Raw genomic sequence first — 25,537 nt, 5'->3', positions numbered from 1 at the left:
CCGCCGCCACTTTCCCAGGGTATCTCTTGCCCATTTTTGCGACCCTATAGATGTCTCAAGCTGCTCACTCCTACGAAATGTATTTACCTGTATGGCCGTTCACACTTTGACCGAAATTCGAAAGAAATGGGTGTGTGCTGGCGGCCCTGGAAAGAAGCCGAGGACCTATGTGTACTAGTAAATGGACCACCAAACTGTGCGCGGCGCTTGTCGCCAACGCGCTTTCCCTGCTGAAAGCGCCTCTCACCTTGCGTTTAATTCTCCCCAATACAGTTGTGAAGATAAAAAAGAGGTTCACCCTTGCGAAAACGCATGTCGCGCGCAGTAAAGAGTCACAAACAGCCTTTGCGCTTCAACGAATTTGGTATCCTGGATGCATATGACGGTGTAGATGCAGAAGATTTTCGCCCCAGCGGTCGGGGAAAGAGCGCCAGACCACGCTACAATACTGAGGAAGAGGTCTTTAAATGTCGGCATTGTCGGCGCTTCGTATGTCCATTGCCCAGTGGCGGACATCACCGCAACCATTGTCCCTTTTGCTTACACTCGCGCCACGTCGATGACCGGCAATCTGGTGATCGCTTGAGCACCTGTGGCTCCTCTATGGAGCCGGTTGGGCGCTTTCAGCGTACGCGTGGCGAGGATGTGATCGTGCATCGTTGTTTGGGCTGTGGCTTCGAGCGTTTTAACCGCGTCGCCGCCGATGACGATTACGAGCTGATGCTGGAGCTGCCCATGGTTCCACCCCGCACGAGCCGCGACCTCAAAGCCCACGAGGTTGAGGCCTGGCTGGAGGAGCAGCACGAACTAGAGCGTGCTGAGTGGGATGTCTCTGACGCAGGCTAAAAGTACAAGAAGGGTGGAAGGCTCAGCCTTCTACCCTTCTTGTTATCAGGTAACCTAGTCGGCGCTGATCTCTTCGAGGGCAACCTGTGAGAATTGTTCTTGGTAGAGGCGGGCGTAGAGGCCGCCAAGTTCGAGGAGTTCCTGGTGCGTGCCGCGCTCAACGATCTCGCCTTTGTTGACCACCAAGATGACATCCGCGGCCAGGATAGTGGAGAGGCGATGAGCGATGGCCAGCGTGGTGCGTCCCTTCATAAGGGGTTCCAGGGCAGCCTGAATGAGGCGCTCCGAATGTGTGTCGAGGGCGCTGGTAGCCTCATCCAGGATCAGGATGCGGGGATTCTTGAGGATGACGCGCGCGATAGCGATACGCTGCTTCTCTCCGCCTGAAAGCTTGTAGCCACGCTCGCCCACGACCGTGTCATAGCCATCTTCCAGTTCAGTGATGCGCTCATGAATCGCCGCCGCCTTTGCCGCTGCGATCATCTCCTCATCGGTTGCGTCCTGGCGTGCATAGAGCAGATTTTCACGAATCGAGGCATGGAAGAGGTAGGTTTCCTGGGTGACCATGCCTATTAGCTCACTGAGCGAGGTGAGGGCAAGATCTTTCACATCATGTCCATCGATGGAGACGGTGCCACTATCTACCTCGTACAGGCGAGGTACCATATAGGTCATGGTGGTTTTGCCTGCGCCACTGGGACCAACGAGGGCGGCTAGCTGCCCCGGTTTGATCATGAAGGAGATGTTCTTCAGGGCGGGACGCAGCTCCTCGTCCTCGTTCTTTATAATAGCCAGCTTCTCTGCTTCTTGCTTCTCTGTGGAGTTCTCGTCTCTGGATACTGTGTGAGAACTGTCGCGCTTGTAGGCAAAGGCGACGTGGTCAAAAGCGACCTCGCCACGAATCTGTTCAGCCTGCAATTTGAGGGCGTTGGGTTTATCTTTGATCTCAATAGGCATATCCAGATATTCAAAGATGCGATCGAAGAGTGCCAGCGCGCCTTGAACGTCTACCTGCACGCTCAGGAGCTGACCGATGGGGAAGAAGATACGGCTCTGAAGCGTGGTAAACGTCACGATGGTACCCAGCGTCATATAGCCGCCGAATATAGGCGCGTGATTGATGATTTGCGCACCCGCGATCAGGTAGACGATGGCTGGGATGACCGAGAAAAAGGTACCAATGAACATAAAGAACCAGCGCCCAATCAACTGCTGGCGAACCTCCAGATTGGCTAGATTCTGGTTCTCCTGCTCAAATTGATCGCGGGCACGCTCCTGGCGACCAAAGGTCTTCATCAGAAGGATGCCGCTCACGGAGAGCGTCTCCTGCATCATCGCGGTCAGCGAAGCCATGCTCTTCTGCGTCTCTTTGCTGGTCGCGCGGCGGACATTGCCGACGCGATAGGTAAACCAGAGGAAGAGTGGGAGCAGTCCCAGGGAGACCAGGGTAAGCAGAGGACTGATAATAAACATCGCGATCACGGTACTGAGAGCCGTCGAAATGTTGGAGACAATGCTCGTCGCCGTATTCGTGACTACGCCCTGTACACCCCCGACATCATTAGAGAGGCGTGACTGAATCTCACCAGTGCGCGTGCTGGTGAAGAAGCTCAGCGACATGCTTTGAAGATGGGTATAGAGCCTGTTGCGGAAGTCACGCATGACGCTCTGCCCGATTGTGTTGTTGAGGTATGACTGCCATACGCCGATAAAGCCCGATATAATCGGCGTAATAAACATAATAATGACATAGATGATGAGGAGGGAGAGATTGCCTTTTCCGATAGCATCGTCAAAGATGCGTTGAATGAGCAGAGGATTGATCAATCCTAGCAGAGTCGTTGCCAGGATTGCCGTAAGGACCAGGAAGACCTGAAACTTATAAGGTTTGAAGGCTTGTATAACGCGACGCACGGTGCGCGCATCTGTTTTACGACCACGTCTCTTTTGTTCCTCTACATAATCAGCCATGCCTCCCCCACGCCCACCACGCATTCCATGTACACCCATATGCATTTCTCCAGGTAGGTAGTGTTGTATGAGAGATCTCTTATATGCCTCTCTGGTGTCTTTTTTTTGTCCACTAAAATCAGAGTATATATAAGTGTAACAGATTGCTGAGCAAGATACACTGGTCGGGTAAACGGTTTTCCCCCTGTTCTTTTTGACAGGCTAGCTGATATGATGGGCAAATTTTTAGCCTGGTGTAGAGTTCTTGCCCTGGTAGATGATGAAAGAGCCCTGGCGCCTTCGGGCACCAGGGCTCTTTCATCATCTATCCAATGCGCGCTAGCGCATGATGGGCCGACTCAGCACGATTCCGGTCACAAGTCCAGCAATGAACGCCAGTAAGATCAAGATGACGAACATTTGCGTGCTTAGCAGTAATTCTTGCATATGCAGTGCCTCCGTTTCGGCAGAGTGAGTAAACGCGTTCTAGGCCTGATCTCTCGCGTCTGCGACGCTTGTCTGATTGTTGAGGGTGTGAGGCTGCCAGACCTCACACCCTCAACAACCTTTATGCTACGAGATGTGCATACTGCTGAAAGAATTCATTCCGCAGTCGCTTGTAGGCGATGCTTACCAGGGAACTATGGCGTGCTTTGTCCGCCTGTTCGTCAGGCTGCTTGTCTCGATAGGCGCGAAGATTGATGTTGACCTTGCTCAGGGCTTCCTCAAGCAACGAGGGTATAGGCGCGTCGAAGTCATTCTTCTGTGCCAGGTCAATGAGCAGGGCCTGGCGTTGTTTCTCTGGGAACGAGGCTATCAGCGTGGCCGAGGCGAAAATGACAGGGCGTGCGAACAGAGCCTCAAAAATGGCTTCGACGGGATCGTCCTTCACCTCTTCAAGAATGTAAATTTCAAAGGAATAGTCTCCCTCAGGGAAGTGCTCCAGGCGCTTCTCCTTGCGCCTGAGGTCACGGCAATAGTTGCGCGCGATGGTCTTGCAGAAGGATTCCAGGTGCAGGATGGGTGTTGCATCTGACGCCTGTGCCAGTTGGATCTGGCGATAGATGCGGATGACTGTCTCCTGTAATACGTCTTCGACCAGGTCATTCTCCTGACCATGCCACGCTGATACGGCATACATGTATACAAAGAACGTGACTGTGGGCCGTAAGAAGTCGTACAGTCTGCTCCAGCTTTGCTCATGAGCAAGAGCAAGTTCCTCAAGAGAAGGGAAGTTTACTTGTTTTGTCATAGCTTGTGCTCCTCCATAGGCGCTTATCTTGTCATGAAGACGTAGGTTTGTTGTGAAATGCCGCTAAATTTATTGCAAAACTACGTTTGTTCTATACGAGAAAAGGTTGTTTGCCATAAAATATGTTTTTGTTTTGAGAAAACTTAAAACAATAAAGAAGGATACTTAAGTTTTCTTATTGCTAAGTATAAGTAAATGGAATATGGTAGTCAAGATTTCTAAGTACGTATATATGTTTTTTTGCTTTGTGATAGAATATTTGTAGGAAAAGCGTAAGTCTGGTGGGAATTATGTAGGATTGCTGTTGAAAAGTTTTGCATGTGCGAGTACAATCTAATTTATAAAGAGTGATTAACATGTTTTTAATATCTGGCCTCAAGAAACATCAAGAATAGAGAAGATATTTTGTACCTCAAGCGAGGTGAAGATAAGGTTTTGTGTATGTGAGAGGTGGAAAAGTTGAAAGGATTGTATTTACTACCTTTCGGAAACTTGAGCGCGAAGCGCTAGCCACGCGAGTGGCGTTAGTTTCCGTGTAGGAAACTACTGTGAGAGCAAACACGCAAACAATACAGGGGCTAGTTATGGAAGACTACACCAGGCAGCGTATTCAACTACATTTACGCAATGAAGAAGTGCAAGCGCGTATCCTTGAAAATATACACCGCAGCCGGGCAGATGCCACGGTTACCATTGGCCGGGCGGCGCAACTCTCTGGCTTTAGCGAGAGTAAATTGCGTGACCTGGAGAGCCAGCATATGCTCAATCCTATGCGCTCCAAGGAGAATAAGGGGACCAGGGAGAGCAAGGGCCAGCGACAGTATCCTCTTGAGGAACTGGATAAGTTGGCCGTGATCCAGGAGTTGCTGGAGTCGCGTTTTGCGCTCTCTGATATCCCCAAAGATATCGGCGAAATCTGGGATGAGATCTTGCCAGAGGGGCGTCAGCTACTAGAGCCAGTACCAGCGATCAGCGAAGACCCGGTTGGCATGCTTTCTATTGATCGGCGCCTGGCTCGCGAAAAGTCTCTGCTCTTCTGGCGTTATTATGCCGCCCAGGCCTTGCGCATGTCCTTGATGCTGATTAGTGAGTTTTTGCCAGGGTGTGCTATTGGCTTGATCTTGCCGCTAGCTTGCGATCCAGTTGAGGTAGGTGTACGAACGACTGAAGACCTATCTCGTCTTGGCGAGTCCCTGGTTGGTTGGCTGGATACTAGTGGAACAGTGCATACGTTACTGACCCACAATCCCTCATTCCAGTATGAGACCGATTATTGTGTGTATCCACTAGGCATTATGCGCCAGGAGCGTTTGCTTGAGAAACCAATCTATCACACCTTGATTGTGCTTGACCGGCCAGATAAGCGTTCACGTCGCCTCTCCCTAGACGAGGCCTATGTACAAACAATCAGGCGGGTGTTGGCACCTTTATATGAAGAAGTTGAATTTATGCGCCGCTGCTTTGGTCCCGGTTGGCATGACCATCGTGAGGTCGCAGCGGACCTGGGCAAGGTAGGTTATTACCAGGATAGTATTCTAGAGGGTCTGGCAGATATGGTTGTGCGCATGGGGGGAACGTTTGCGAATGGTCGGCACCGCTGGAAGTTTTCTGTGATCCTCTTGCCTGACAATAGCGTGGGGAAAGTTCCCTTACAGGAGCGCACGCTTGTTGTGCGCGCTCATAGTAAGGAGAGTCCCTATATTGTGGGAGAGTCCAGGTTCATTCCGCAGAAATCAAGAACAAGCGTGGGTATTCGTGCCTACCAGAGCGGACGCATTCTCTATCGCCCTCATATCTCCTTGCGCGAAAGGACGCGCGCCTTTATTGATGTCGAAGGCGAGATACAATCCAATGTAGCGGTCCCTATTGGCGGAGAGCATGGGGATCCGCTGGCTGTCCTCTATGTCGTCTCAGATAACGTAGAGGCCTTTTCCCTCGTAGATCGGCAGTTGCTGAGAATCGTTGGGCGCTTTATTGAAAATGCCATCACGACCTACGATGTCCGCCTACGTACGACTGATGATCTAAAAAGCCTTATACATACCCCTGACGTTGTGGACACATTGTTTAACGAGTTCCGTTGCGAAAACGACTTTATGCGTGATGTGGAGGCGCTTGTGTCCGATGCACATGCATGGGAGGAGGATATAAAAGAGGAAGAGTTCGCTAATGAAGAGCCTGGCAGGAGTGATGTTGTCTCCTTTATCGCTATTGACATGGATAACCAGATCAAGCTAGCGCGGAAATATGGCGATCACACTATTCGCTTGTTAGACCGGGCTATAGGCTTGCGTATTCAAGAGTTAATCGCCCCGCTGACAACCAGGGCATCACAATGCTACCTCTATCATATGTACGCAGACCGCTTTTACTTGATTTTGCGTGGCTACTCGCGCGAGAAGGCCTGCGCAAAGGCCGAGCAATTTAAAGTAAACCTGGCCAGGAGCATCGCGGTACACCAGCACGTGGCCGCCGATAGCGCGCTCGTCATATCGGAAGTGAGCGCACACCTGGCCGTGACCTCGTACTCGCGTACTAAGTTGAGCGAGTTTCTGCAAGAATATTCCTCCGCCGCCGAGGTAAGCGCCATGATCAGCCAGACGCTGGATGCGGTGTTAAAGCTGGGAATTGGTGAAGGTGGCAACGTCGTTATGGCCTGGAATCCCGACGCTGAAAATGGAATAGGAGGTTATTCACGCTGGTCTCAGTTGGAAGAGAACGAGACCAAATAGCATCTCATTCAAGTGTTTCCAGTAAGGCTGCGTTTTATGATCCACTGGGGGGTGGATCTTTTGCAAGACCTGGAGATACTGTTTCTTATTTCTACTGTCTTCTTGATGATCTTTGGGAGTAGCTGTTAATGGATGTGAAGGTATTTGTATTAGGACGCCCTGGAAGCGGAAAAACGACCGCAATGCGTCGTATACAAGAAGTCGCTCACCAATGGGGGGTGAAGACGACGCGTGTAAAGGATTATGATGTTCTTTATGAGATGTTTCTTGGAGACGAACGCGAACAGCAAGGCCGCTTTCGGCGCACCGATTTCGCGGGCTTTGATGTGTTAGATATGACGGTTTTTGATGATGTGCTCAAGAAGATGGGAAAAAGTATGCAAAGCCTCTCTTCTTCTGTATCATCTGAAACAAACGAGCAGGTAGAGAAGATAATCACTATTGAATTTGCGCGCGATGACTATCAACACGCGTTAAAAAACTTTGACAAAACATTTTTGCAAGATGCCTACTTCTTTTTTGTCGAAGCTGACCTGGAGACGTGTATGCGTCGTATCCGTCAGCGTATTACCTTCCCTATGGATGGTGAACGGCCAGTGGATGATTGCCACTTTATTTCAGACTATATCATGCAGACATATTACCATAAAGACTGTGAAGAATATGTGTTGGAGCAGCTGGCGCGGGACTTTGAACTAGATTCAGGGAAGATTATTATGTGTCGCAATGAGGGGTCATTAGAAGCTTTGTTAAAGCGCGTTGACCGCTTTATGGAGCAGGTTGTTCCCGCTCTTTCTGTCGTGGCAACAAAATAATGCCACAATAATACATATGTGTAGGAAGAGAGGAGCCTGGCAGCCGCGGCTGCCAGGCTCCTCTCTTCCTACACATATGTATTACACTGCTACCTCGCGACGAAGGCGTTTATAGGCGATGCTGAGCAGCGCGGCGTGGCGGTTTTTTTCGCCGGGCTCGGTTGGAAGTGGATGTTGATAGGCTTTGAGTTCAACTCCCGCTTCAGCGAGCGCCTGCTCCAGCAGGGTGGGATACTCGCCAAAATCGGTAATGTTGGCCAGGTCAGTGAGGAGGGCGGCACGTTGCCCAGGGGGAAATTTGACCAGGATGCGTGCCGCCATTGAAATGACGGTGGTCAGCATCACGCGGTCAACCGCGACCTGGGAGGGGTCAACAACCTGGGATGGGGCGCTGCGCTCCAGGGGAGATGATACCTCCAGAAAACCTTCAGTGTTCTCACTCTCCTGGGCCGGGCGCACCAGGTTCCAATCTTTCTTGCGCCGGTCGCGGAAGTAGTTCTGAGCAATCGTTTTACCAAGCGATTTTAAAGAGTCTATGGGACGAACTTCCCCGTGTACGGCCCGCTGGCAGTAACGAAAGGTGCGTAAGACCGCCTCTTGAGTAATATCCTCAGAGACTTCTCGCTGTTGACCATACCAGGCATTGACGCTGGCATTGCGCACCCACTTTTCCACGCGTGGGAAAAGCCAGGTATAGAGATCATGCCAGGTCGCCTCGTCGTCAGGCTGGTAGCGGAGAGCGGCGGTATTGTTGGTGTGTGCCATCACGTGTAAACTTCCTCCTTGAAGGGGGGATGAATACCAACGTCCTTACGTAGACCTGCCCTATAAGCACATTTGCACGTTTGAGAAGGCAAATGCACGAATGAAATGTACTCAAGAAATTTGACATTAAAGAAGTAATTTTATCTTTACATGATTTATACTACCTAATAAGGCAGGGATTTGTCAACTCACTTCATGTTGTATTTTAAGCTGTGTAAAGAAAATTGAGAAAATTCATGTTCTAAAAACGATGTTTTTTCTTTTAAATTCTCCATGCGCATATAACAAACTTGGGGAAGATGAAGAAAGTTGACAATAGGCGTGCGTAAAGAGGAAGGAAAGTTGACGAGCTAGGCCTCTATTAGCTATACAAAAGAAGTTCGATGTGTTACTATTATATAAAAGTATTTGCAGGGTTGTATGGTGCATTTATGAGAGCGAAAGACAACATTGACCAGGGCTGGCTTGAGCGTGCCTGAATAGGATATGCATTATGGATGAACGAAGTGTGCACCGCATACAAGAACACCTGCAACAGGAAGATGTGCAGCGACGTATACAGCGTTATATGGAGAAGGGGCATGCCGAGGCCTCTGTCACGATTAGCCGGGCCGCCGAGCTCTTTAATCTGAGCGAGAATCGGTTGCGTGACTGGGAGGAGTATGGCTTACTCTCTCCGCTGCGTCCTACGGGCCCCAAGGGGCGGCGCCTCTATACGCCCGCCGAATTGGATAAGCTCGCGATTATTCGTGAATTAATTGATGCTGGCTATGCGCCCAGTGATATTCCTCCTACCATCAAGTTACTATGGAATGCTGTAAGTCCCCATCCCATCCATTCCTTTTATCCCTCACCAATATCCTCCGGCGACGTTCACCCACAAGCCGATTTACCTATCAACCGGCGTATAGAGCAGGCCCGTGAGGAGGCCTTCTGGCGTTTTTATGTCTCACAAACCCTACGCCTGACGTTGATGTTGATTTGCCAGGATCTCCCCAACACGAATGCATGCCTGATCTTGCCATTGGAGCAGGCTCATACCCTGGATGCGCCGCCTCAACGTGTGGAGGACCTGGAAAATCTAGGAGAGTCGCTCGTGGGCCTACTGGACCAGAACCTGGCTTCACATACGCTCTGGACGATGACGCCCACCTTTGAGTATGCTTCTGACTATCGTATTCTCTCCCTGGCGCCGATGACGGAAGATGTCCCCGAGGGGCTATCACACGAACGCGCCTTTATTTTGCTTGATCGGCGCTCGCGTAAATTGTCACTGAGCGCACCCCTGGTCGAGACGCTCTCCCGCTTGCTGGCTCCGCTTTATGCCGAGGCTCCGCGTTTTCGTGTCTGTTTCGGCCCGGGAACTCGCGATGCTATAGATATTGTGCCGAACCTGAATGATACCTTGCTAGGCGAAGATCGTACCCTCAAGGGGATATGTGAAATGGTGGTGCGGCTAGGTGGGGTAGCTGCAACAGGGCAACCCTGCTGGCACTATAGCTGTCTCCTACTGCCAAACTATCCGTCCTCCATCCTCTCTTTGCAGCAACGTGCGCTCCTGGTTCGTGCTCAAAGCAAGCAGGGGCCATTTAAAGTAGGCGTGACGCGTTTTGACCCGCAAGATATCGCTACTACCCCCATTGTGCGTGCCTTTCAGGTAGGGCGTATTCTCTTGCAGCCCATTATTCCTGTGTTGGAAGAGCCAGTCCTGGGGAGGCTGGAGGAGGGCGAGCGCATACGCTCGGCTGTTGCCATTCCTATTATGGGGCGTGAAGGGATCGCGATTGGCGTCCTCTATGTTGCTTCGCAACAAGCGGAGGCATTTCAAGAGCGCGATCTGCGTGTTTTGCGTGTCATAGAAAATATGTTGGGAAGTCTAATAGAGACGTATTATGCACGCTTATTGCCACTGAAGGGTTTACGTACGAGTATCGAGGCCCCTGCCGTGGTAGACCCGTTCTTTCAAGAGTTTCTCTCTGAAAACGAGTTCGCCTCTCATGTAGAAGAACTGTTGTACGCGATTCAGGGGCGTAGAGAGTTTAGTATGCGCGAGGTCGTCTCGTTTATTGCCCTGGATATTGATAATATGAGTAGCCTGGCGAATAAGTATGGCGACCGCATGGCGCGTGATCTGAGCCACGAGGTAGGCCTGCGGATTCAAGGCCAGTTGCGTGCCTTCAAAGACAACGCTGAATGCGAACTCTACCGTATTAGCGCAGACCGTTTCTATATCATGCTCAAAGGGATGCCTCTGGAGCAGGCGCAGGCCAAGGCCGAACTCTTGCGTACAGTGCTCAGTGGTTCTTACCAGATCGACCCCCAGCGCGTTCCAGCGGGCCAGCCAACTCTCCCAGCCAATAAAGTAGCTTTAAATGGCATTACTGTCCGCCTGGGCGTATCATTTTACTACTATGCCAAGCTACAGGAAATCTTACAACGCTACACAGCGCATAATGCCCTGGTAGAGGCGAGGCTTCTTATCGAGCGCTTCCTGGACGAGGTTCTTGATATTGCTAAACGTGAGGGCGGCAATGTGGTCATGAGCTGGGACCCTCATCAGCGTGGCTATGTACGCCTGCCTGGCGCCCCAACCGCAGTCGTTCCGATCCCCATAAGCCCCTCGATATCCACTTCATAGAGAGGAAAGAAGTGTTTCATATTCTGTAGAACTGCCTGCTTGTAGTATCTACATAGCCATTTTAGGTACAGTTATAAAGCCTAAGCATGTTTTTGTAGAAGTCTTCTGTATACTTATCTTTAATACAAAGCTAACGTGTAAACTTATTTTTGTTCACAGCTTCGCTATGGGGATACGTATATGGGTTGTGGTGGCGGGCTGGCTTTGCCAATCCACCACCACAACCCATATACAATAAGCCACGCAGTGGCGAAGTCTCTCACTCATCTGCGAATGAGCGCTTGTGAGGTATACGTTAGCAAAGGGAGAGTATACACATGGGCGTAAAGGTATTTGTTCTGGGGCGTCCAGGCAGTGGAAAGTCTACTGGAGCTCGATATATCAGGTACCTGGCTGAGCAGGCCAGTTGGAGCAGCGCACATTTTAACGATTACCATATTTTACAAGAAATGTTTCTCGCTGATACGGAGCATAAGCAATTTCGTCCTACCGAGCATAACGGATTTGACGCCATTGACCTCTCGGTTCTCGATTGCGCCTTACAGGAATTAGAGCGCCGGGTGCAGCTAATAAGCGCGACCACGGATCTCGTCACTATTGAGTTTGCCCGCGATGACTATCAGGCGGCCTTTCAACATTTTAGTCCGGCCTTTCTGCGTGATGCCTCTGTGTTATTTCTTCATGCCGATCTGGATACTTGCTTACAGCGTGTGCATGAGCGCGTGAGCTGTGCCTTTTCGGCGGACGATCACCCCTCCTTCTCGGATGATATTTTTAAGCGCTACTATGCCCACGATGAGACAGAGTATATTTTAACTTTCTTGAAGCATGAATATGGGATAGGACAGGAGGTGTGTGTGCTCAATAATATGAGTGGCCTGGAGCATCTCCAGCGAGGCCTGGAGCTGTTTGTGCAGAATACTCTCTTACTGCCGAGTAAAGTGCTCTCCCTAACCGCCTAAGTGGCATCGTATACCTCTCCATAACCTCTACTTTTTCATTGACTACATGTGATACAGTTATGGGTGAGTCGTCCGCTAGTACAGAGGAGGTTTGAGGTTTCGTGGCTTCCATACATATCCCCTTTGAGAAGCTCACACCAGTTCATCCACGGCGCCGTATTACACTGGAGACGGAAGCTAAGCCCATCTCAACACGTGTGATTGACCTGTTGATTCCGCTGGGATTTGGGCAACGCGCCCTGGTTGTCGCGCCACCCCAGGCTGGAAAGACAACCATTTTACGCCAGATATCGACCGCGGTTTTGCGGAACTATCCCCAGGCTTACTTATTCCTGTGTCTCGTTGATGAGCGCCCAGAAGAGGTGACTGAATGGCGCTCTGAGATTCAAGGTCCCCAGGTCAGGCACTATGCCTCCAGTTTTGATCAGCGCATAAGTAAACATGGCTACATCGTTGAGCAGGCTCTCTTCGATGCCAAGCGTGCAGTGGAACAAGGTGCTGACGTTATTATTATTCTAGACTCTCTGACGCGCCTGGCGCGGGTACACAATTTGCAGCCTGATATGTGGCGTCAGGGGCGAGGAGGGCGCACCCTTTCGGGTGGTATCGACGCCCAGGCGCTGGAGATTGGGCGGCGTACCTTTGGTGCTGCTCGTGCCCTCGACGAGGGTGGTAGCCTCACGATTGTGGCAAGCTGCCTGGTCGAGACAGGGAGTCGCCTGGACGAGGTCGTCTACGAGGAGTTTAAAGGGACAGGCAATTTAGAGATACGGCTCTCACGCGAGATGGCTGATAAGCGTATCTTTCCAGCCATTAATATCACGTCTTCAAGTACGCGCCAGGAAGAACGCCTGCTAAGCGAAGAGGATCTGAAAGCGGCAACAGATATACGCCGCCGTATGGCGCCCCTCCCTAAATGGGATGGGAATGAGCAGGCAATTCGCCTCTTCGAGAAGACCAGCAGCAATAGTCAGCTAGTGAATGCTATTCTCAAACAGGCGTAATTAGAATTCAAGGGCGCGCTTACGTCTACCTCAATATATGTAGTATGTATGCATCGTTGTGTCTTGCTACCAGAAGTCAATGTTGGCAGACACTAAAAGGCATGTGACGCATCCCAGAGAGAATGTCAGGTGGTGGGGTGGTATTTCCGCGTACTTCTTATCCGAAATCCTGAGCGCGCTTGCCGTGCCACCTTCAGGTGGTTCCCGAATGGGGAAGAGCTAGTCACACAAGTGACGCGCCCCCGAATGGGGGTTGGGTTTCGGAATAAGATCTTAGAAGCGGATGTGTCATTGATGCTGCAAGTGAACTGGAGGAACCAGTATGCGTTGTCCTTACTGTGGAGAACCAAATAATAACGCCAGCGCGTCCTTTTGTATTCGTTGTGGTCGAGATCTTAAGACGGGTGCCCAGGTTCGACCACGCCAGCGATCGTTTCAACCACCCCAGGGAGCACCCGCGCCGCACAATATGAGCCAGCCGCAGCCGGGGTCTGGGCCATACTATGCCCCTTCTTCATATCAGGTGCCGGGTGGAGCTGTCAATCCCATGCCAGCCAATATCTCAGGGCAACGGCAGCCAGGCACACCCGCCCAATCTGGGAGAGCCGCGCGGCCAAAGGTGTCCTCTGGACAAGTAGCCAGGCGTGAAGAGCTTAATCTGTTAACGCCAATCATGGCGCCTGTTCAAGGTCCACAGGCTCCTGAATCCTTCCCACCGCGTACTTTCGCGCAATTGATTGCCTTAGAGAGGGAGGCCCTGGACTACAAGGTGCTGAGCGACGACCTGGGCTATGGGCGCAAGAAGATCATTAAGATTGAGTTTGCGCGTTCTGTTCCCTGGCTCCAGGTGGCGACACTGCTCAATGCGCTCAGCAAGTATCGCTCGACCTCATCTGATACAATTATTATACAAGGCAGCTACCCACAGAGCTCCAATCTGTATGATTTCAGTAACGGGCAGCTGCAATATGACCATAATGTGCGCCTGGGAAGCCAGATGGTTGATCGCTACCTCATTGATAGTGGGACGGGCTTAGAGAGTGATGGGGTACGTATTGTGTTTACAGAGCGGGGTAAGTAAGAGCAGCTACAACTTGTGTATCTCCAGGCGCAGATGCGCAATGAGAATACGTAGTAAAAAAGAGCCTGGAGATATATGCAAGCTGTAGAGCTTATACGAAAGAAGCGGGACGGAGGCGTCCTCGATACCGACGAAATTAACTGGCTTATTGAGCAATATACCCAGGGAGCGGTTCCCGATTATCAGATGGCGGCATGGCTCATGGCCGTTTGTTGGCGAGGAATGGACGCGCGCGAAACACGCGACCTGACCATGGCCATGGTGCATTCGGGAGATGAATTGCATGTGTGCGATATCGTCTCGCCTGTGATTGATAAACATAGTACCGGGGGCGTCGGAGATAAGGTTACCCTGGCGGTAGCGCCCCTGGCCGCCGCGTGTGGCATCGCGGTAGGAAAGATGACTGGGCGCGGCCTGGGCCACACCGGCGGAACGGTTGATAAGCTTGAATCGGTCCAGGGCTTTCGTCCTGAACTGACGCGTGAAGAATTTGTACATATCCTCAAGTCAGAAGGCGTTGTGCTCGCGGGCCAATCGGCGGACCTGGCACCAGCCGATGGCAAGATGTATGCCTTGCGTGACGTCACTGGAACGGTTGAGAGTATTCCCCTGATTGCCGCCAGCATTATGAGTAAAAAACTGGCCATTGGCTGCTCCCACCTGCTCCTTGATGTCAAATTTGGTAGTGGCGCGTTTATGAAGACAGTCGAGAAGGCACGCGAACTGGCCCAGGCCATGGTAGACATTGGCCGCCTGGCCGGGATACACACAGTAGCCGCCCTGACCTCGATGGAGCAGCCGCTAGGGTGCGCAGTGGGCAATGCACTGGAAATGATGGAGGCCATCGCGATCCTGCGTGGTGAAGGGCCAGAGGACGTCAGTGAGCTCTGCTACCATGATGTGGCCGAATTGCTGGTCATGACCGGAAAGGCACAGACCATGGATACGGCGGAGCAACAGGTGCAGCAAGCTATCCGTTCGGGTGCGGGCCTGGCGAAGCTGGCGGCAGTGATCGCGGCCCAGGGAGGAGACGCTCGCCAGGTCGAGCAGCCGCACTTATTGCCGCAAGCACCGTACAAAGTGATGCTGACATCACCACACACAGGTTATATCGCGGCCATTAACGCGGAAGCCATAGGTCTGGCCAGCATGCGTCTGGGGGCCGGGCGCTTCCGAAAAGGCGAGCCGATCGATCATCGCACGGGCCTGGTCTTGCAAGCCAAGGTCGGTGCGTATCGGCAGGCCGGAGAGTCTCTGGTGGAGGTGCATGCACGGAGCGAAGCAGAGGCGCGCGACCTCTTTGAGACTCTGCTGGCGTGCTACCGTTGGAGCGATACGTCAGTACAGCCAGGAGCACTTATTCACGAGGTAATCCGCCCATAAGCATATCTTGTTCTAGCTCAGGGGGCGGGAGGCAGCGTTTACACAAACGCTGCCTCCCGCCTTTTCTATTTGCCTATAGGTTCTTTCGGGTTGGTACCTTCTGTAGGAGTGTTCTGCCCGGGTGCCAGGGTAGGAGTGTTCTGCATGGATGCCTGAGTAGGAGTGTTCTGTACTGGTGCCAGGGTCGGAGGAACACTCTGTGGTTGGGTTGCGTGAGGGAGCGTCAGGGTGAGCTGCATAAAGTCGGCTGTAGGGATGCCAGGATCACGCGTGCCGCGTAGAAGGTAGAAGTGTCCCTGTGTGTCACATGTGGCTGTTCCCAGGAGCGAACCCCCATTGGGAATGTCAGGCAGAGCACTGGCATGCAGGGTCTTCAGATCAAGCAACCAGGAACGAGCCAGGCTACTATTATGTGTCGCGTCGAAGCCGCCAAGCATAACGAGTTGATCGCTGGAGGGGGCGCAACTGGAGCTACCACTCAGTGGAGTGGGGAGGGTTGCCTGCTCCTTATGCCAGGCGTTATGCGCGCTATCGTAGCGGTAGATCGCGTTTGAGGGATGCGCCTGGGCGGCATCGCTTGCGCCGCCAAGCAGAAGAATCTGATTTTGCGAGGTGAGTGCCAGCATCACATAGCCCAGGCCCTGAGGGAGAGGGGCGAGCGCCTGCCATTGACCGGTATGTGGTGTGTAGCGATACCAGCCCGTCCCTGCGACTGTCTGCCCTGCACCAGCCTTGCTAAACCCTTGCGTCAGGTAAACATCGCCTTGCTGATCAGTGAGCATTGAGAGACCAAAACCAAGAGGAATATCCTGGTTGGGGATGATTTTATTGAGTGAGCCATCTGCCAGTCGGTACTGATAGAGGGCAGATGAGACGGAGTAAGTATCTGTCGAGTACCCATTGGCGAAGAGCAGATTCCCATAGGTATCGTGAGCAATGGCGTTATTGAGCATGCCAGGGAAGGCGCCATTCGTGGTTGGAGCCTGCTCCCAGCGCCCGCTACTGATATCATAGCGGTAGAGGTGACGGTCATATTTAGGGTTTTGTTTAGGGCCACGATAGCCGCCGGTCATATAGACATAGGAGTGTCCCTCGACCTGGGCAAACATTGAGGCGTTATCCGCGACGGGCACTGGCGGCGAAGCCAGTTGATGCCAACTGGCTACGTGGCCAATATCAAGCGACTCAGCGCCAGGAGGATTAGGATTGTCACCTGGCGAACCTGCCTGGCTGAGCAGAAAGGGTGTGCCATAAAAGTAGGCCACACTCGCTGAGATGAGCAGGAGTAACAGAAGGGCAAACATCAGGAGTGTCAGCGCACGTGTTTCACTACGACTTTGCTTGGCTGAAGGGTTGACAGCGAGCGCAGCGGGAATGCCATTGGTTGCCGGAGAAGATGTAGGCCTGTATTGAGGTCTGGGAGTAGGCATGTTACGTGGCTGAGGTGTAGGCGTTGGTGGGCTGTATGGCCGAGGAGTAGGATGCCTGCTCTGGCGTCGTAAGCGCTGTAAGTGTTGCCTGGTCTGACGGCGCCCATCTAGTATCTGCGCCAGGAACACTGGTGAGGGTCGTACGTTGGAGAGGGAGAGTGGGACAAGAGACGAAGCAAAATTGTCGCCAGCATTCAAGTCCTGGTGTAAGTCTGCGGCCTGATCTTCTTTGCGCGCAGCCTGTAGCGAAGACGATGGCGTGGGAAAGGCATGTAAATGGCTGAGGCGCTCTTCATACGCGGCCCGTTCTTCAATCGCATACACGCGCTCAAGGGCCTGAGCAAAGAGGGACGCATTCTGATAGCGTTGGGCTGGGTCCGGGCGTGTCGCAAGATTCACGAGGCCTTGTAGCGCGGACGAGACTTTGGTCTGGATCGGGCGTGGCTCATCCTTCATAAGCGCAGAAGGGGCTACACGCTGCCCTGTAAGCATCTCGTGCAGAATAACGCCCAGGCTGAAGAGATCGGAGCGCCCATCTGTCTGAGAGCCGCCATTATACTGCTCGGGTGACGCATAGCCTGGAGAGCCAAAGCCGGTTGTGTCGGTGCTCTGCCCCTCTTTGTAGTAGCGCGCGATGCCATAATCGATCAGCATCAGCATGCCGTTGGGCATCAGCATAATATTTGAGGGCTTGAGATCGCGATAGATAACAGGCGTCTGCTGTTGATGCAGGTAGGCCAGGACATCGCAAAGCTGGGTCGCGTAATTGAGTGCCTCCAGGGGTGGCAAAGGGGCATGCTGGCTCAGGTAATTGTTGAGGGAGATGCCGGGCACATAATCCATCACCAGGTGCCACGACCCATGCTCATGAAAGTAATCATAGAGCGTAGGGATGGCGGGATGCTGTAGGCGTAACAGGAGCAGGGCTTCGCGCGTAAAACGGTCTGTATGCTCCCCTCCACTCACGGGAAAGCGTCCCGGAGGCGCAGGATGAGGATCAGCGATCACATCGTCGGGGTGCAAAATCTGCTCTAACTCAGCTACAGCGCTCTCAGCGAGAGGGCTATCTGCGAGGGCTTGCTTGATCGCAAATGGCGTCCCGAGGCGTGTGTGGGTTGCGAGGAGTACCTTGCCCATGCCGCCGCGACCGAGAATGCGTTGAATCTGGTAGTCTCCATTATGGAGATACGTTACAGCGGAATCAGATGCTTGTGAGTGTGTGGGTTGTTGCATGTTGCCTGGCATTGCTCTGCTTCTCCCTTCCAACTTTCCACCAATAGCTTCTCTTCTTACTTCTGATCCGAACACCCTGAGCGTGAAGCGCTAGACACGCCAGTGAAGGCTTGCCGTGCCACCTTTAGGTGGTCCCCGAATGGGGATGGGGTTCGGAATAAGATCTTAAGAAGTATTCTAGTCAGGCGTACGAGAAAAAGGGAGCGAAGCTCTTATCTGCTCCCCTATTTCTTGTAATTCTATACTCTCTCTATTGTACTAGAAATGCGGAGGATTAGCTATGTGGCCAGAGCGAACCTAACCAGTGTCCTAGCCTGTTTATGGCTGTTTTCGGTGTTTTTCTATATGAGGAAGGCGAGATCGCTTCTGGTTTGGGCTGATATGGAGTGCGATTGCGTGCGACCTGGGCCATGAGTGCATGGTGGCGGCGAACTGCAAAGGCCCGGCGAGGAGAGGAGGCTTCCAGCCTCTTCAGGAAGAGTCTCATAGGAGGCAAGGCCAGGAGAGTCCGGACAAGGGGATAAAGCGACCAGTAGAGGGTAAAGATCGCGGATTGACGTCCCAATTTGAGCCAGGCCATGATCCATCCCAGAATTTCGGTTGGCGCGAGGGTCGAGAGGGCCAGGCGATAGATCGCCGGGTAATATTTAGGTGTATTCAGCACGACACGTGTATAGTCGAGCCAGCCGATGCGATCCTTAAAGAAATCGTTGGTGACGCGAGGTCCAAGGTCATACAGGACGCGACAGAAGACATTCAGCGTCTCGTTGACCTGCCAGGGGACTTCGCGCCCGGCGGGTTTCGCAATCATGAATTTGCTAAAGGCGCGTGCTACGGCTGGAACGGCCTCGGAGGCTCGAATTTTGTCGAGGTTGGAAGCGCTCAGTAAATCATGCTCCAGGGCGTAGGCCAGGAGGGTCGTAATACGGCGCAGATTGCGGACGTAGGAGCCGAAGCCACAGAAGGTGAGCGGCGATTGAAAGGCCGCGGCATCGCCCAGGGAGATGACGCGATCATAGGCCAGGACCTTCTGCTCTTGCTGCCAGGGAAGGGTAATGTTGTAGCCCGCAGGAATGAAGCCATAGACTGGCTTGAGGATCTCTACCTCGCTTGTGTCTTTGTAATCAGGAAGCAGGGCGAAGAAATCATCAAAGAGTTCAAACAGGTCGACGCGCTGCCCGGTCTCTGCGTAGTAAAAGAGATAGATCGCCACCTGCTCGTCGCGTCCAGGGAAAGCCTCCCAGATAAGCTGCCGCTCGCGCCGCACATCTTCCGTGGTCACCAATATCTCTCCTAGCGTGGGATCAATCGCGTCCGGAGCAGAACCCTGCTTATATCCGCGCGCGACTGTGCCCACGGTTGGGCAGACAAGCGAGAAGGGGCGGCCACAATTGAGCTGACAGGCGATGGGCGAGGTTGAACCCATACCATCGACCAGGAGGTGGGCGGCATAGAGGTGCGTCTCGTTATGTGTGCTTACATGTACATTGATATTGTGCTGTGGATCGACAACGCAACGCTCAAAGGTCGTCTGGTGCAGGATAAGGTTGGCCTGGCCTCCTCGTGGCTGATGAGCCTGAATTTTCTGTATACACAATTGGGTGAGCCGCTCTGCATCGACGGCGATGTTGAGCACATCCTGTAAGTGAAGCTCTGCCGTGGGTACCCCAATATACTCAGAGGAGAAGCGCACCAGGCCATCCATGTACTCGCGCTGAATAATCTGTTCCAGTTCTTCAGATGTCAGTAAGCCAACAGCCAGCAGCTCATTGAGTTCCTCGCGCGAGATGTTCCATTCGCGATGGACCGCTCCCACTGTGAAGCGATCAAAGACGAGCACGCGCAGGTTATAGCGTAGCGTCATCACGGCGGCGTGCAGGAGGTTGAGACCCCCACCCGCGTAGATAATGTCGAAGGTATCGACGGCTGGTAGATCCTGAGTAATGCCATTGGCGACAACTTCGACATACTTCTTCTCCGAAAACCCTGAGCGTGCGTGTCCCCGAATGGAGGAAGCGCTAGGCACGCTAGTGGTGCGCCCCCCCGAATGGGGATTGGGTTTCGGAATAAGATCATCGTCACGAGATGCACCTGAAAGCAGCAATCCCTGCCAGGACTGGTTGAGGTCCTGAATGCGGCGGAGATGCTCTTCCGCCTGGGGAATATGCGCGAAAGCAGCAGCCAGGTGAGGGTAGCGCATAGAGAACTGATCCAGGTGTGTCTGCTGCATTGTTTTTCCTATAGTTCCTTCAGGAAAGGAGTCACGGCATTCATAAAGTGAGCGAAGCGGTCGCGCCGGATATTATGCCCCGCTCCTTCGATATGCACCACCTGACAGCGTGGGTTGATCTGCTGAAGCTCGCTGGCCAGGGAGGGTGTGACGATGGCTCCACGCTGATTCTCGCCGGTGATGATCAAACTGGGGCAGGTGATACGCGCGACCACTTCGCGCCAGGGCGTCTGGCGCCAGGGGACCTGTAAGCTGTCCGCGATATGTCCAAAGACGGCCATATCGAACTGGTCCTGAGCCGTCATCCAGGGACCGAGATCATCGGTGGTCCAGAGTGGTTGCTCAAACTGTGCCTGCTCCAGGCGATCCTCATGCGAGAGATCCTTCTGGCTCTGGATATAAGTCTTCCAGTGCTCGACCTCGATTTTGTGGTGCTCATCGCTCTCGTCCTGGGTCTCCCACCAGGCGGGATCCTCAAGCACGAGGGCGCGTACCAGGTCAGGGCGTTGAGCGGCTACAACCGCTGCGTTACTTGCTCCCATGGAGTGCCCCATGAGAATGGCCTGCTGCATGCCAAGCGCTTCAAGCAAGGCGATGGTATCGTTGGCCAGGTCTTGATAGGTAAAGCCAGGTGTTTGCTCAATGCTGGTCAGACCATGAAAGCGCGCATCCGGAAGTAGAATATCGAAATCGCGTGCAAGCGTTTCGGCGACGCGCCGCCCATTGAGGCCATTGTCATAGAAGCCATGAAGGAAGACAATAGGAGGCTTTTCGCCGCCAGTGCGCAGATAGTGAATTGTGAGACCATTTGCCTCAACGGTTTGAGAAGGCCAGTGTACCATGAATAGAAACTCCTTAAGACAGTTTTTCCTCTATTGTAATTTTTCCCCTATTGTAATATACACTTCCCACCGGGAACTACGGATGCGCTCGGAGCGGCGGCATAGATTGAAACGCTCTAATGGTATGAGGCGCCCAAACTCAGCATCGGGTAATACATCGGTCACGAATTCCTCGCCTATGATGTTTTGGTGTTGCCTGCCCCTCGTGGATGCGCTCCTCTTGCGAGGTCCATAGACGAGCAGCTGAAGCAAGACAAGGATCGGCTGAAGTGCCCCAACGGGCAGGAGTTGTGAGCCGAGGACGACAATCAGCCGCCCGCCCGGGCGTAGCACCCTGGCTACCTCGGCAATAGTATCTGGATCGAAAATGTATTCACTGGGAAAGGTACTGACAACGGCATCGAAAGAGGCATCGCCAAAGGGTAGCACCTGGGCCGAACCCTGAATAATCAGCCCCGAGGTGCCAACGTGGCGTTTGCGCAAGGTGTCGCGCGCGGCAGAGACCATTTCGGGCGAGTGCTCCACGGCCTGGCAGGTGTAACCGGCTTCGAGCATATCTGCCAGCAGGTCTCCAAGTCCACAGCCCAGTTCCAGCACATTTTGTCCCTGAATACGAGAGAGGACAAGGCGTTGCCAGGTACGCCACTGGCCCGCGAAGGGGACGGTGCTGGCGAAGCGATAAAGATAGCGATTGCGATAGAGCGTTTCGAAAAGCGCTTTGCGTAAGGTTGGAAGCATCGTAACCTCTCCTCGCGCCTGCGGCGCTCGCCTGAGTTGTGGGTGTGGTGCTCCCTGGTGGTCTACCACCAGGGAGCACCACACCCACAACTCAAAAGTAAGTTGCATATAGCGTTAGAAAAAGAGGCGCCGCACAGTAAAGTGTGCGGCGCTTCCATGTATGATGCTACGTCTTAAGTCAGATGCGCGACGAGAATTACTCCTCGTTGCTAGGATTGAGAACATCATCGACCAGGCCATACTCAACTGCCTGCTGTGCGCTGAGGTAGTAGTTACGGTCAGAGTCCTGCATGATGCGCTCGATGGTCTGGCCTGTATGCTTGGCAAGAATCTCATAGAGATTGCGGCGCAAGCGCAGGATCTCGCGCGCGGTAATCTCGATATCGGCGGCCTGGCCTTCCGCGCCACCGAGAGGCTGGTGGATCAGCACGGTGGAGTTGGGAAGAGCATAGCGTTTGCCCTTCTGGCCAGCGGCCAGAATGACTGCGCCCATGCTCATTGCCATACCCATGCAGAAGGTGGAGACGTCAGGACGTAGCCACTGCATGGTGTCGTAGATCGCGAGACCGGCGTAGATGACACCACCTGGTGAGTTGATGTACATCTGGATGTCTTTGGTAGCGTCCTCGCTCTGGAGATACAACAACTGGGCGACTACGCTGTTGGCAACCTGATCATCGATGGGGGTACCCACGAAGATGATGCGCTCTTTCAGCAAGCGAGAGTAGAGATCCCAACTGCGCTCACCGCGAGGTGTTGACTCGACGACGGCGGGAATGATGCCGCGTGGCTCCAGAAATTCATTGGACTCCTTGACCCATTTCGGATCACGGGGATTGAAAACACTACCCATGTTAACTCCTCACTTTATCTATCACGCTCTCCCTTCCAGGGTGGAAGGGCATAAACCTGTTACAGGAACGATGTGTGCGCAAGAAGCCCACGATGTGGGGATATTTACCGTTATGATAGCACCTGGATGTGTCAAACGCAAGGACAAGAAGTTCTGACATGCAAAAGCATGTTGTTAAGTTAAAGGAAGTATATGGATGTGATGCGGGCAGCCGTTGGCTGCCCGCATCACATCCATATACTTCCTTTAGGGTTATTATTCGTTGCGGCCGGGATGAATGGGGCGATAATCTTGTGATTGGTTCATATTGACGCGGCGCACCAGACTGATATCGCCCAGGCGCGAGCGGATGCGCTCATCGATATCCTGTAGGCCCTTAGGATTAGCGGTAATCACCGTTGGCATGCTCATGTTGTAGCGATAGTTTAAGAGCTGGAAGAGCTTCTCTTTGGCCCACTGAGAGCTTTGCTGCGCCCCCAGGTCGTCGAGGATGAGTACCCCCGCCTCGCGCATCTTAGAGAAGAGCTGGTCGTATACCTCGGTGGCATTGGGGGCGAAGGCTGCCCGCAGGTGATCGAGGAGGTCGGGAACCACGGAGAAGAGCACGACATCGCCCGCCTCTAGCCGCTGGTGTGCAATGGAGAGTCCCAGGTGTGTCTTGCCGCAACCGTTGGGTCCGATCAGGAGTAGCCAGCCCTGCGGGTCGTGCGCGAACTCCCAGGCGGCCCGATAGGCCTCATAGACGCCGGGGCGTTGGGGATTAAAAGTATCAAAATTGAAGTCCTGGTAGGCATCCAGGTTCGACATCTCGCGTAGCTGGGTGCGGCGTTTCTCTTTGACCTCAGCAACCTTGCAGGTGCAGGGAATGGGCTTGCCAAAGTTGGGATGGCCAAAGTTGACATTGGCGCGCAGATAGCCCGCGCCTTTGCAATGGGGGCAGCGTGCTCGTGCTGGCTGTAAGGCCCGGCTTTCGACTGGCTCCGGCAGACGTGGGCGCCTGGCGATGTCGCGCGTGATAGCCTCACGAAAGGCCTCTGTCTCTAGGCGCTCACGGCGGAGTTCTTCCAGGTGGCGCGGATCGAGTGGCTGTGTAACACGAGCATGATACTGAGGCTGCGCGACCGGGGGCTGAGCCGCAACTGGCAGTTGGGGCTGTGGCGCGCGCGTAGATGGCAAGTGTGGTTGTATCTGCTGTCCAGGGTGAGATGGCATTGGCATGCTCATATCACGGGTAGTGTGGCCCGTACGTGGCGGCGTGGGCGTGTTGTAGCGTGCCGCGGGCGGTTGCCCGGGGCGTGGCGCATAGTTAGGCTGATAGGGCGCATGAAACGGCGACGTTTGGAGCGTCTCTACATCTGTATGCTGCGCATCATAGGCGACTGGATTGTGATTGGGATTATTATAATAATTATTATTGTAGCTCTCGTCGCTGTCCCCTTCCCAATCCCCATACATTATCCCTGGACCATCCTCGTGCCCTTCTTCATTGCTCCACTCCTCAACGACGTCTGCTGGTAGTGCATGGGCGTAGTCATCGTGATGGTAGGGAGGATAGCCAGGGCGAGACGGCATCGGCGCCCTGGGTGCTTGCCCCTGGGTGCGTCGTGGTTGTGCCGGGTAGTGCGTCGCGGTCGTGCTATTGAGTGGTGGCTGGACACCTGAGCCACGCGGACGAGGGCGTGCGGGTAGCTCATAGGCCTCGCCTTCGTAGGTCTGACCGCTTTCTGTATAGGGATAGTCGGTAAAGGCCGCTGTCTGCGGATCGCCTTGCCCGCCAGAGAGGAAGCGTGTGGTGGGTATTGAAGGCATCTGCGGCGCCTGTGCCTGGTTGGCTGGCGGCAACTCCGCTCTCCGATTGTCTGGGCGCATACGTGCCTCGGGCTGTGGATGACGCGGATAAGCGGCTGGACGTGGCTGAGCTGCGCCCATAGGCGTGCCTGGGCGACGATGCTGTTGCTCATCCGTATTTATATTTATATTTGGCTGGCGCCTGGATTGGGTGCGACTAAAAATACGATTCAGGCTCTCCATGATTGCCTGCCTTCCGTTTCCCAGCGCTTAAGAATAGCGCGAATATAACTCCAACTGCGTTTATTATTTTCTACAGCTTCGCGAAACGCATCCTCAATCCACTCTGGTGGGAGGCGCTCGGCATAATCTTCTAGCTGTTGCGCGATCATCGGACCAAGTAGTCCAATGTTTTGTTCATAAAGTGTAAAGATATTTGGTCGATCGACCTGAACCTGCGCATAGGCTGGGTCTGCCGGGGACGGCGGAGCATGCCCTCTAGATGTAGCATACTCCCTCGCAGCAACAGGCCGTTTCTGTTCAGGAAGCTCATGCTCTTCGTCCACTTTCAACAAGCTGCCCGGCATCATCTCACCGCCCTCGATCGCCTCAACCACCTTGCGGCTGCGGGCAGTATTGAAGAAGTACCAAGCAATGACGTCATCGCCCTCACTCAGGAGGCGTAAATGGACGCATAGCAGCGTGCCACGCGCGACCGCTTGCTCCAGGCCATGTTGTAGACGCTCTTCTGGCGGGCGTGGATCTCCACGACGTCTGAGACCCTGTAATAGGAGCTGATCACCGAGTAACTGCCTATCGCTCACACAGCGCGGATTACCTTGCATACGCGCCAGAACCCAGAAGAGATGCAGGGTCACCTTCAACTCGGCGCTATCTTCAATCTCCGGCAGCAATTGTGTAAAAAAGACCTCTGGTATCGGCACAAAGGGATTATTTTTCCCGGCAGGGAATCCGGCAAACGCATTCATAGCTGT

The 25,537-nt window shown here is 53.4% G+C and carries 18 protein-coding genes; 8 read left to right on the top strand and 10 right to left on the bottom strand.

Features of this window, described 5'->3' with window-relative positions; genetic code table 11:
• Positions 1 to 300: 300 nt before the first annotated feature.
• Positions 301 to 846, top strand: coding sequence for an RNHCP domain-containing protein (locus tag JMJ16_RS35870; protein WP_201389459.1), 546 nt, complete (start codon positions 301 to 303; stop codon positions 844 to 846).
• 54 nt (positions 847 to 900) lie between these two features.
• Here the strand turns inward: JMJ16_RS35870 and JMJ16_RS35865 are convergent, their stop codons facing one another.
• Together JMJ16_RS35865 and JMJ16_RS35860 are read right to left on the bottom strand one after the other, a co-directional pair.
• Positions 901 to 2,856 carry an ABC transporter ATP-binding protein gene (locus JMJ16_RS35865; RefSeq protein ID WP_201389457.1) on the bottom strand — a complete coding sequence of 652 codons (1,956 nt, stop codon included), beginning with the start codon at positions 2,854 to 2,856 and terminating at the stop codon, positions 901 to 903.
• A gap of 508 nt (positions 2,857 to 3,364) precedes the next feature.
• Positions 3,365 to 4,048, bottom strand: a complete 684-nt coding sequence (locus JMJ16_RS35860; protein ID WP_201389455.1) for an RNA polymerase sigma factor — start codon at positions 4,046 to 4,048, stop codon at positions 3,365 to 3,367.
• A gap of 584 nt (positions 4,049 to 4,632) precedes the next feature.
• Between JMJ16_RS35860 and JMJ16_RS35855 the strand changes: the two genes are divergently transcribed.
• Positions 4,633 to 6,780, top strand: a complete 2,148-nt coding sequence (locus tag JMJ16_RS35855; protein WP_201389454.1) for a MerR family transcriptional regulator — start codon at positions 4,633 to 4,635, stop codon at positions 6,778 to 6,780.
• 128 nt (positions 6,781 to 6,908) lie between these two features.
• On the top strand, positions 6,909 to 7,595 hold the full coding sequence (locus JMJ16_RS35850; protein ID WP_201389453.1) for an AAA family ATPase: 687 nt from the start codon (positions 6,909 to 6,911) through the stop codon (positions 7,593 to 7,595).
• An 81-nt stretch (positions 7,596 to 7,676) separates the two neighbouring features.
• Here JMJ16_RS35850 and JMJ16_RS35845 read toward each other — a convergent pair whose 3' ends face one another.
• Positions 7,677 to 8,360: an RNA polymerase sigma factor gene (locus JMJ16_RS35845; RefSeq protein ID WP_201389452.1), complete on the bottom strand. Its 684-nt coding sequence runs from the start codon at positions 8,358 to 8,360 to the stop codon at positions 7,677 to 7,679.
• Between the two features lie 493 nt (positions 8,361 to 8,853).
• Between JMJ16_RS35845 and JMJ16_RS35840 the strand changes: the two genes are divergently transcribed.
• The 5 genes from JMJ16_RS35840 to JMJ16_RS35820 all read left to right on the top strand — a co-directional run bounded on the left by JMJ16_RS35840 (position 8,854) and on the right by JMJ16_RS35820 (position 15,428).
• Positions 8,854 to 10,998, top strand: coding sequence for a MerR family transcriptional regulator (locus tag JMJ16_RS35840; protein WP_201389451.1), 2,145 nt, complete (start codon positions 8,854 to 8,856; stop codon positions 10,996 to 10,998).
• A gap of 317 nt (positions 10,999 to 11,315) precedes the next feature.
• Positions 11,316 to 11,960 carry a hypothetical protein gene (locus tag JMJ16_RS35835; RefSeq protein ID WP_201389450.1) on the top strand — a complete coding sequence of 215 codons (645 nt, stop codon included), beginning with the start codon at positions 11,316 to 11,318 and terminating at the stop codon, positions 11,958 to 11,960.
• Positions 11,961 to 12,061: 101 nt separating this feature from the next.
• Positions 12,062 to 12,964 carry a transcription termination factor Rho gene (rho, locus tag JMJ16_RS35830; RefSeq protein WP_201370733.1) on the top strand — a complete coding sequence of 301 codons (903 nt, stop codon included), beginning with the start codon at positions 12,062 to 12,064 and terminating at the stop codon, positions 12,962 to 12,964.
• A gap of 322 nt (positions 12,965 to 13,286) precedes the next feature.
• The gene (locus JMJ16_RS35825) at positions 13,287 to 14,045 is read left to right on the top strand and encodes a zinc ribbon domain-containing protein (RefSeq protein ID WP_201389449.1); all 759 of its coding nucleotides are present in this window, start codon (positions 13,287 to 13,289) and stop codon (positions 14,043 to 14,045) included.
• 75 nt (positions 14,046 to 14,120) lie between these two features.
• Positions 14,121 to 15,428 (top strand): thymidine phosphorylase, encoded by a 1,308-nt coding sequence (locus JMJ16_RS35820; RefSeq protein WP_201389448.1) that lies wholly within the window; start codon positions 14,121 to 14,123, stop codon positions 15,426 to 15,428.
• A gap of 65 nt (positions 15,429 to 15,493) precedes the next feature.
• Here the strand turns inward: JMJ16_RS35820 and JMJ16_RS35815 are convergent, their stop codons facing one another.
• The 7 genes from JMJ16_RS35815 to JMJ16_RS35785 all read right to left on the bottom strand — a co-directional run bounded on the left by JMJ16_RS35815 (position 15,494) and on the right by JMJ16_RS35785 (position 25,531).
• On the bottom strand, positions 15,494 to 18,103 hold the full coding sequence (locus JMJ16_RS35815; RefSeq protein ID WP_201389447.1) for a protein kinase: 2,610 nt from the start codon (positions 18,101 to 18,103) through the stop codon (positions 15,494 to 15,496).
• Positions 18,104 to 18,365: 262 nt separating this feature from the next.
• A complete protein-coding gene (locus JMJ16_RS35810; RefSeq protein WP_201389445.1) occupies positions 18,366 to 20,321 on the bottom strand; it encodes a hypothetical protein in 1,956 nt (651 codons plus the stop codon).
• Positions 20,322 to 20,329: 8 nt separating this feature from the next.
• On the bottom strand, positions 20,330 to 21,163 hold the full coding sequence (locus JMJ16_RS35805; protein WP_201389443.1) for an alpha/beta fold hydrolase: 834 nt from the start codon (positions 21,161 to 21,163) through the stop codon (positions 20,330 to 20,332).
• 30 nt (positions 21,164 to 21,193) lie between these two features.
• Positions 21,194 to 21,901 carry a class I SAM-dependent methyltransferase gene (locus tag JMJ16_RS35800; protein ID WP_201389442.1) on the bottom strand — a complete coding sequence of 236 codons (708 nt, stop codon included), beginning with the start codon at positions 21,899 to 21,901 and terminating at the stop codon, positions 21,194 to 21,196.
• A 196-nt stretch (positions 21,902 to 22,097) separates the two neighbouring features.
• Positions 22,098 to 22,754 (bottom strand): ATP-dependent Clp endopeptidase proteolytic subunit ClpP, encoded by a 657-nt coding sequence (gene clpP, locus JMJ16_RS35795; protein WP_305068353.1) that lies wholly within the window; start codon positions 22,752 to 22,754, stop codon positions 22,098 to 22,100.
• Positions 22,755 to 23,009: 255 nt separating this feature from the next.
• A complete protein-coding gene (locus tag JMJ16_RS35790) occupies positions 23,010 to 24,785 on the bottom strand; it encodes an ATP-binding protein (protein ID WP_201389441.1) in 1,776 nt (591 codons plus the stop codon).
• Complete coding sequence (locus tag JMJ16_RS35785; protein WP_201380881.1) at positions 24,773 to 25,531, bottom strand: DnaD domain-containing protein; 759 nt, start codon at positions 25,529 to 25,531, stop codon at positions 24,773 to 24,775. Before JMJ16_RS35785 ends, JMJ16_RS35790 begins: the two co-directional genes overlap by 13 nt.
• Between the last annotated feature and the right edge of the window lie 6 nt (positions 25,532 to 25,537).

This window comes from Ktedonobacter sp. SOSP1-52, from assembly GCF_016587395.1.
Note: the sequence above shows the minus strand (reverse complement) of the source record. Positions and strands in the feature narration are given on the sequence as shown.

Bases quoted from the DNA above. Each gene is read 5' to 3' on its own strand.
- clpP (WP_305068353.1), bottom strand. From the start codon at position 22,754: ATGGGTAGTGTTTTCAATCCCCGTGATCCGAAATGGGTCAAGGAGTCC.
- JMJ16_RS35865 (WP_201389457.1), bottom strand. From the start codon at position 2,856: ATGGGTGTACATGGAATGCGTGGTGGGCGTGGGGGAGGCATGGCTGAT.
- JMJ16_RS35835 (WP_201389450.1), top strand. From the start codon at position 11,316: ATGGGCGTAAAGGTATTTGTTCTGGGGCGTCCAGGCAGTGGAAAGTCT.
- JMJ16_RS35850 (WP_201389453.1), top strand. From the start codon at position 6,909: ATGGATGTGAAGGTATTTGTATTAGGACGCCCTGGAAGCGGAAAAACG.
- JMJ16_RS35855 (WP_201389454.1), top strand. From the start codon at position 4,633: ATGGAAGACTACACCAGGCAGCGTATTCAACTACATTTACGCAATGAA.
- JMJ16_RS35815 (WP_201389447.1), bottom strand. From the start codon at position 18,103: ATGCCAGGCAACATGCAACAACCCACACACTCACAAGCATCTGATTCC.
- JMJ16_RS35810 (WP_201389445.1), bottom strand. From the start codon at position 20,321: ATGCAGCAGACACACCTGGATCAGTTCTCTATGCGCTACCCTCACCTG.
- JMJ16_RS35860 (WP_201389455.1), bottom strand. From the start codon at position 4,048: ATGACAAAACAAGTAAACTTCCCTTCTCTTGAGGAACTTGCTCTTGCT.
- JMJ16_RS35845 (WP_201389452.1), bottom strand. From the start codon at position 8,360: ATGGCACACACCAACAATACCGCCGCTCTCCGCTACCAGCCTGACGAC.
- JMJ16_RS35800 (WP_201389442.1), bottom strand. From the start codon at position 21,901: ATGCTTCCAACCTTACGCAAAGCGCTTTTCGAAACGCTCTATCGCAAT.
- JMJ16_RS35785 (WP_201380881.1), bottom strand. From the start codon at position 25,531: ATGAATGCGTTTGCCGGATTCCCTGCCGGGAAAAATAATCCCTTTGTG.
- JMJ16_RS35820 (WP_201389448.1), top strand. From the start codon at position 14,121: ATGCAAGCTGTAGAGCTTATACGAAAGAAGCGGGACGGAGGCGTCCTC.
- JMJ16_RS35790 (WP_201389441.1), bottom strand. From the start codon at position 24,785: ATGGAGAGCCTGAATCGTATTTTTAGTCGCACCCAATCCAGGCGCCAG.
- JMJ16_RS35805 (WP_201389443.1), bottom strand. From the start codon at position 21,163: ATGGTACACTGGCCTTCTCAAACCGTTGAGGCAAATGGTCTCACAATT.
- JMJ16_RS35825 (WP_201389449.1), top strand. From the start codon at position 13,287: ATGCGTTGTCCTTACTGTGGAGAACCAAATAATAACGCCAGCGCGTCC.
- JMJ16_RS35840 (WP_201389451.1), top strand. From the start codon at position 8,854: ATGGATGAACGAAGTGTGCACCGCATACAAGAACACCTGCAACAGGAA.